The sequence below is a fragment of the Deinococcus seoulensis genome, from assembly GCF_014648115.1.
GTDB classification, from domain to species: Bacteria; Deinococcota; Deinococci; order Deinococcales; family Deinococcaceae; genus Deinococcus; species Deinococcus seoulensis.
This window is the reverse complement of the sequence record NZ_BMQM01000061.1, coordinates 1-7,611: the sequence shown is the minus strand read 5'-3', so window position 1 is coordinate 7,611 and position 7,611 is coordinate 1. Positions and strand designations below refer to the sequence as shown.

Annotated in this window: 2 protein-coding genes and 1 pseudogene; 1 reads left to right on the top strand and 2 read right to left on the bottom strand. The window is 68.3% G+C overall.

What is annotated here, in order from left to right:
• Together IEY70_RS20370 and IEY70_RS20365 are read right to left on the bottom strand one after the other, a co-directional pair.
• Positions 1–274, bottom strand: a pseudogene (locus IEY70_RS20370) (hypothetical protein); the annotation flags it as partial.
• A gap of 266 nt (positions 275–540) precedes the next feature.
• Positions 541–7,272 carry a phage tail tape measure protein gene (locus IEY70_RS20365; RefSeq protein ID WP_189066860.1) on the bottom strand — a complete coding sequence of 2,244 codons (6,732 nt, stop codon included), beginning with the start codon at positions 7,270–7,272 and terminating at the stop codon, positions 541–543.
• A gap of 96 nt (positions 7,273–7,368) precedes the next feature.
• Here IEY70_RS20365 and IEY70_RS20360 point away from each other — a divergent pair.
• The coding region (locus tag IEY70_RS20360) for a hypothetical protein (protein WP_189066859.1) at positions 7,369–7,611 on the top strand (243 nt) is incomplete at its 3' end.

The window sequence follows — 7,611 nt, the reverse complement described above, 5'->3', positions numbered from 1 at the left end:
AAGCGGATTTTAGCCGTCTGGGACAGCACTCGCCAGCATGCTGCTTAAAACTGAAAGATGTCAGGTACTGCACCTGCACCGTGTCACGCGGCCCGATGCCCAGCGTCAGGGGATCACCCTCGAACGTCGCCTCCCGGCAGTCCCCGAGCGGTCCGACTTCCATGCGGCGCGGGCCGCCCACCAGGAACAACGGCGTGCCCGCCGGCGGGTCCAGTTCGCGGACGTGTTTCTCCGTGCCGTCCGGGGACAGCACGCGAATCCGGTACTCCTCCATACTTCACCTCCAGGGAATGAAAAACCGCCCACAGTGGGGCGGTTAAGACTTGCAGGTTGTGGATGATCCTTTAAAAGTTCACTGCGGATTAGGAAAGATAAGAAAGAGAAAGAGACATAGAAAAATAAATATTAGGACCAACACAAGACTCCACATAGAATTTCGATACATCTTCCTGAATACTATGATCTTCTTCCTTTTAAATTTCATAATCTTGTCCTCTCTGATCAGCGATATAAACGGGTAAATACATAACGTCATTACGTTCAACTGCCTACCAGCGTTCCCGTGGTGCTGCGGTAGCCTCCAGTCGTCGCCGGGCCATCCACAGTGACCCGGAACCCGGCCTTGGCTGCGTCCCGGATGATCGTGGCCCCTTCGAGGAGGACGTTGCCCGCCTCTTTCAGTCCCCGCACGCCTTCGAGGAGGGGCGTGGCCAGCGCGAACTGAATGGGTTCCGGCAGGGTGCTCAGGCCCGTAGTGTCCACCCCGCCCGTGTTGCCGGCCAGGGTGACGCCCAGATTCCCGCGCAGGCGGTTCAGGCTGGGTTGTAGGGCCTGCCCGGTGGTGGTCAGGAACTGCTCTGCCGCCAAGATCCCGGCCTCGAAGGCCGCCACGGCCGCCGCGTCATCGTCCGCGCCCGGGGTCTTCGCCGCGTCGGTCAGGACCTTGATGCCGGGGGCCAGGATGTCTTTCAGGGTGTCATTGAAGACCGCCTCGATCAACCCGTCCACCACGCCGCTGTAGGCAGATTCCCGGAAGGTGTTGCTGAAGCTCGTCCAGTCGCCGGTGGTCAGCGCCTGCTTCAGTCCGTTCTTGATCCCGCCCAGCACGCCGCCCTCGATGGCCTGCGCGATCTTCAGGCCGAAGTCGTCCACGACCTGCTTGACCTCGGGGCCGCCGCCGAAGGTGTCGGCGAGCCAGCCGCGGCTGCGGACGGTCGTCTTCGCGAAGTCGTCGCCGTTCAGGAGGGTGAAACGCTTGTTGAAGTCCTCGCGCATCTTCGCGGCCTGTTCGTACGCCTTCCGGTGCCCGTTCAGCGCCTCCCCGATTCCGGACATGATCTTCGTGATGGCGCCCACCCAGGCGCCCACGTCGGCGGGGTTCGCCACGATCCGCGCGATGTCCCCCGCCAGCGCCGCGACCTTCCCGGCCAGGTTCCCCAGGCCGTTCAGGTTCGCGGCCAGATCCTCGTTCCCGGTCGCTTCCGCCAGCCCACTGAACGCCCCGGCGAGGTCCTGCACGTGACCGGCGTACTCCTGCACGTCCATCAGCGTGCCGATCGCACCGGCCGCTTCACGGGCCGCGCCCGCCGCCTGCCGGAACTGCGCGGCCAGTTCCGCGTTCCCGGCTGCCTCCGCTGCCTGCGCGTAACGGTCCGCCTCGGCGGCCAGGGTCCGCATCTGCCGGGCGGCTTCCATCCGGTCGGTCTTCCCGACCGTCACGCCCTGATCGATGTCCCCGGCGCGGGTGACGAGGTCCTCGTACGCACCTTCCTGCTGCCCGACCAGTCCCAGGTCCGGCGTGACTTCCCCCTTGATCAGGCGGATCAGTTCCAGCAGGCTCTGCAACTGCGACTCGGTGAGTTCCCCGGCCGCACGGGCCGCCTGCAGGCCTTCCGTGATCGCGTTCTCCTGGAGCGGATCTCCCAGGGAATCACGCAGGGCGTACAGCTGGTCGGTGAGCTCCACGAAGCGGTTCTCCGGCGAGGCAGTGGCTTTCTGCGTGCCGCGTTCCCAGCCGTCCACCACCGCGTCCCCGGTGATCAGGCTCAGGGCGTCCAGGTACCCCTGCGCGCCCTGCACACCCTCCTCAAGGCTGGTACGGATGCTCTCCGGCAGTCGCTTGCCCATCTCGCTGGCCAGCAGGTCCACGGCCTCAGCCATCAGGCCCTGCACCTGTGCGGGGTCGGTGGTTTCGTTCAGGAGAGTCCCCAGGTCACGCGCCCGGGCCGCTTCCTTCAGGTCCGGGGCGTCACCGGTCGACACGAACCCGTTGCTGCCGGGCAGATACCCAGCTGCGTACGGATCGGCGTACTTCGGAAGGTCGGCCCGCAGGTCCTTCAGCAGGCCCTGCAACTTCGCGCGCATGGCCGGATCGGTGACCTCCGCGAGGCGGTCCACCACCTGCCCGATCTGTTCGTCGATCGTGCCGGACAGGCCAGACACGAAGCTGTTGAATTCATCGGTGACAGCAGACGCCCCGGCAAGTGGGTTGACCGCGTCAATCACGAGGTTGATCGCGTCAACCGCGTCTTCCCCTTGATCGCTCATCGTCTGGAAGCCGTCGCCCAGGTCGGACAGGAACTGGAGTGCCCCTTCCGTGTCCCCTTCGCCGATCATCTGTTCGGCAGTGGCTACTCCGGCCTGCGCGGCAGACAGGTTCGCTTCGCTCTGCATCTGCGCCACCACGCGGGCGTCCTCTTCAGCCTCCAGGCGGCGGCGTTCCCACTCGTCGTACACCGCTTTCAGGAGTTCCTGGTCGCGGGCGGCGCGCGCCTCGCCGTAGAGGGTGATCAGGCCCTCCCCGGTCTGCCCGGGCAGGCTGGCGATGGTGGCCCGCAACCGGGCCGCGTACGCTTCCGCCTTGCCAGCGTTCTCTTCACTGAAGGCCCGGTCCTGAAGGGCCTGCAGGGCCTGCGCCGCCTCCGCCTCCTGTGTGGCCAGGGTCGTACCCAGCGCGGCCTGCACCTGGGCGATCCGCTGACCGTACTGCGCCCACAGGTCTTGCCGCTGGCGCAGGGTCAGGCCCGTGGCGTTCACGGCGGCGTTCCGTTCGCGTTGCAGGCGCGTGACCTCCCCCTGGGCGGCCAGCGTAGCCTGCACGTTCCGGGCCGCCAGGACGTCCGCGCCCAGGCGTTCCTCCACGGCGAGGCGGGCGGCAGCACTCTCCCCGGCCCGCTTGACCTCCAGGTCGTAGGTGCCCACGACCGCCTCGGCGCTGCGGCGGGCCACGTCGAGGCGGCCGTCCGCGAGGGCCCGCTCGGCGGCCAGGCGGTTCTCGCCCGCCTTCCTGGCGTCCTCCTCGCGTTTCCTGTCGGCCCGTTCGGCGGCGTCCTGGCGGCGCTTGATCTCCGCCTGCGCCGCCTGCCACCTGGCGAGACTGACCTCGGGCGTCACGCCGCCCGCGACGATCTGATCGAGGCGGTCACGGCCCGCGTTTCGCAGTGAGGCTTCCATCCGCTGCTGGGCCACGGCATCCCGCTGCTGCTGCTGTTCGCGTTGCAGGGGCGTGAGTTCCGCCCGGCGGCCCCGGACCTGTTCCAGTTTCTTCGTGGCGTCCCCTGCGAGGTCCAGCAGGGCCTTGTACTTCGCGGTTTCACCCCACCGTTTCTTCTCGGCCTCCGCACCGGCCAGCGCCTCCTTGCGGATGGCTTCCAGTCGGTTCGTGACTTCCGCCGCCGGGCGGCCCAGGTTGTCCAGGCTGGCGGTGACGTCCAGCTGCCCCTTGAGTCGGTCGAACTGCTGCCCGTACTCGGACGTCGCCCGGCCGGTCTTCCCGGCCTGCAGGCCCACCCATTCGAGCGCCTGCGCGGCCAGTTCGTTCTCCTCCCGGAACTTCTTCAGCTGGTTCGTCGCGGTGCGCCACCGCTCCCCGTCCGGCGCGGAGCCGCCCGGCGCGTACTTCGTCACGGCGTCCGTGAGGCGCTGCGCTTCCCGCACGTACTGATCGAAAGTCTTCGCTGGAGTGGGGGCCGCACCGGGTGTGGCCGCCACGTACGGGCTGCCCTTCGTGACGCCCTGAAAGGTCACGCCGAACGGATCGACGATCTGCCCGTTCCGCACGGCATGCAGGTGCAGGTGGGCGTTCTTCGCCCCGAGTTCCCTGTGCGCGGACGTGCCGGTCTGCCCGACCGTCGCCAGGAACTGCCCCTGCTTCACTAGGAGCTTCCCGCCGGCCTTGTCGATCGCCTCGACCAGCCCGTCGGCGTACCGGTCGAGGTGGATCATGCTGAGACGCTGCCCGGCCGCGTCGAACAGGTCCACGATGTTCCCCTGCGCCCTGTCCTGGCGGACGCTGGCGTACCCGCTGAACGGCGCGTACACCTTCGTCCCGACCGGCGCGAAGAAGTCCTCACCTACGTGCCGCCCCCAGCTGCCGTTCGGGCCGTACGTCTGGTCGTAGGGTGTGCCGCGCGTGCGCCCGGCCATACCGACCCCGGCGACGATCGCCATGCCCGTCACGTCGGTCGTGCGGGCCTGACCGGGCAGCAGGGGTCCCTCTCCGGCCAACGCGGTCGGCACGAGCGGATCCCGTTTCAGCAGGGCGTCCGTGCCCTTGCGGACGTGCGCCTGCATCACCCCCAGGTAATGGTCGAAGTTCGCCATGACCTCCTCGATCTGCTGAATCCGGGCGGCCGGGGTGGGGGCGCGTTCCATCAGTCCGCTCGTGACCATCTCGTTACTAAGGCTGCGCGCCACCGATTCCCGCTGCGCGTACTGCAGCGTCCGGAACGCCACCTCGCCGCTCAGGACCCGCCGGAAGATCTGCACGTACGGGTTCTCGTTCACTTCCTTCCCGGCCTGCCCGGCGCTGAAGAACAGCTTGTACGCCATGGTGGTCGCGTCGTCCTTCGCCCAGTCGATGGTCAGGACCGCGCGGATCTCGTGCGGGTTGTTCCCGGCGTCCTCCAGCGCACTCTTCAGCGCGCCAAGTTTCTCCAGCAGCGGGTTCACGCCCTTGTCGAGCACGGTCGTGAAGGCACCCAGCACCGACCCGCTGAACAGGATCTGCGTCCGCTCCCACGCGGCGTTGAAGCCGTTCACGCTGTCCTCGGCGGTGCCCTTGAGCTTCCCGACCTGCCGGTTGAGGCTGCCGGCGCTGCCTGTCACCTGCGCCAGCACGCCGTCCGTGTCCTCCAAGCCACCGTTCAGCAGACCCAGCACGGCCTGCAGGCCGCCCACATCCCCGATCAGGGTGGCGAGCGCCTCGCTGTTGTCGCCCACGCCCTGACCCAGTTGAGCCAGGAACTTCACGAGGCCCATGGATTTCAGGGCGGCCGCGTCGAACTGGATGCCGAGGTCCTTCGCGGTGTCCGTCGCCGCCTGACTGGGTTTCTGGACGTTCGACAGGGCGCTGCGGATGTACTCCAGCGCCGTGCTGGCCGGGATGCCGCGCGTGGTCAGCAGGGCCATGGCGCCCAGCAGTTCCTCCATCGGAACGTTCAGGGCGGCGGCCTGCCCGGCGGTCGCGCCGAGACTCCCGGCAATCTCACCCAGCCGTACCTTGCCCGCGCTGATGCTGGCCCACAGCAGGTCACTGGCCCGACCCGCCTGACTGGCGTCCTGGCTGTACGCGTTGAGCAGGCTGGTCAGGGCGTCGGCCGCGACCTTCGTTTCCTCGCGCGTGACCTTGGCGAGGTTGGCGCTGCGGGCCAGGAACGCCAGGGCGGCGCTGTCGTCCTCGGTGCCCTTGACGCTGGCGCCCAGGATCTCCTCGTACGCTTCCTTCAGTTCCCCGAAACTCCTGCGGGCGTCCGCGCCGACCTGCAGGATCCCCCGGCCCACGCGGCCCAACTGGCTGGGCAGCCGGTCGGTCAGGAGGCTGATCTCCGCGAGGCCCTGCTCGTACTCGGCGGCCTTCTGCGCGCCGGTCACCAGGGCGTACCCGAGGGCGCCCACGGCGGCCGTGACGGCGGTAAAGGCAATGGCGTTCTCCGCCTCGGCAACGGCCGTCGCGCGGGCGGCCGGGTCGGCCTCCTGGTGCGCTTCCTTCAGGGCCTGCACGTGCCCGGCCGCTGTCTCCACCGCGCCGCCCATGCCCTCGGCGGCGATCTCCACCCCGGCCGCGCCCAGTTCCGCCTGGGCGGCCGCTTCCGGGAGTTCACTCAGAGCGTCCACCGCTTCCTTGGTATCGGCGGCCGCCTGGGACAGACCGGACGGCCCGCCCGTCTGGGCCGCACGGCCAACCCCGCTGAACAACCCCAGGCCCGTGCCCCCACTGATTCCGAACGAGGCACCCAGGTTCACGCTCTGCGCGCCCCGCTGCACCTGCGTCGCCAGGGCACGGCCCGCCTGGAGGGCCTCCGCGTACCGGGCCTTCAGGCCGTCGATCAGGCCGTCCGCGCTCCAGATCCCCACCTGCCGCAGCACGCGGCTGGGACTGCGGATGTCCAGGGCGTCCTTCATGCCCTTCTCCACCGCTTCACCCGTCGCCTCGCCCGCCTTCTTCACCTCACCCTGACGCGCCCGCACGCCCTCGGTCACGCCGTCCCCGGCCGCGCGGCCCACATCCGCCCCGGCGTCCCGCATATCCCCCTGCGCCGCGCGGTACTGCTGGTAGATCCCGGCCAGCTGCTCGGCCAGCTGCCCGAACGGCCCGAGGTTCCCCAGCGCCGAGAAGATGCCCTGCTGCACCCCGGACGCGAACCCGCCGGGCGTATTGATGCCCTGGGCGCTGTCCATGGTCCGCTGGGCCGACGCGGCAATCTGCGTCAGGCGGCGGTACGCGTCACTGGTCCGGTCGACCGCCTGGGCCTGCAACAGCGCCTGCTGGTGAATGCGGCGCTGCGCCTCGATCACCTGATCGTCACTGAGCTGCCGGGACTGCCACATGTTCCGGTTGGCGACCATCTCGTTTGAGAGGGCAGTGATGCTGGCCACCGAGCGCTGCTTCTCGTCACGCGCGGCCTGGGTCGCCATCTGGGAGGTCAGCCGGATTTGGGCCTGTTGTTCCCGAATGCGCGCAGTACGCGCCTGAGTTGCCGCCGCTTCCGCTTGCCCGGCTGCCGTCTGGCTCCGGTACCCTGCGAGAACCGTCGCATTGTGCTCCCGGACTGCATGAGCACTGGCCTGATACTGGGCACCCAGCACCTTCGCCGCGCGGGCCTGCTCGCTGGCCTGCTGGCCGGTCAGGCTGCCCAGGGCTTCCAGATCTTTCTTCACGCGGTCCGTAGCGGACAGTGCAGCGCGGTCGTCCACGCGCAGCTTCACGCCTTCGCGCTCCACCTGCTGCTGCAAGCGGGCGAAGTCCGCCCAGAAGCGGGACTCGTCAAGCAAGAGTTTCCACGCGAGAGAGAACAGCGACCAGCACGAAGGCCCACGAGGCAGGGGCTTGAAATTCCCCGGTCTCATGGGCCTTTATGCGAAGTGACTATGCCTCGCACACCCAGCCTACCGCAAAGCATCATCACCGCCCAGCTGAACCGAATCACCAGCCTCAGCGGTCTCGTTCCCTACAGCACCTTGCGCAAAAGCGCCATCTCCCAGGAGATGGCGCGGGACTCCTTCGAATCGACAGAAGACCTCCAGCGTCGCGCCAGGAACGCGCCGTCCGGCGCGTTCCTGGCCATTGATTTCGTCATGGTGCCCCACGCCGGACGGACGATGGAAGGCGTC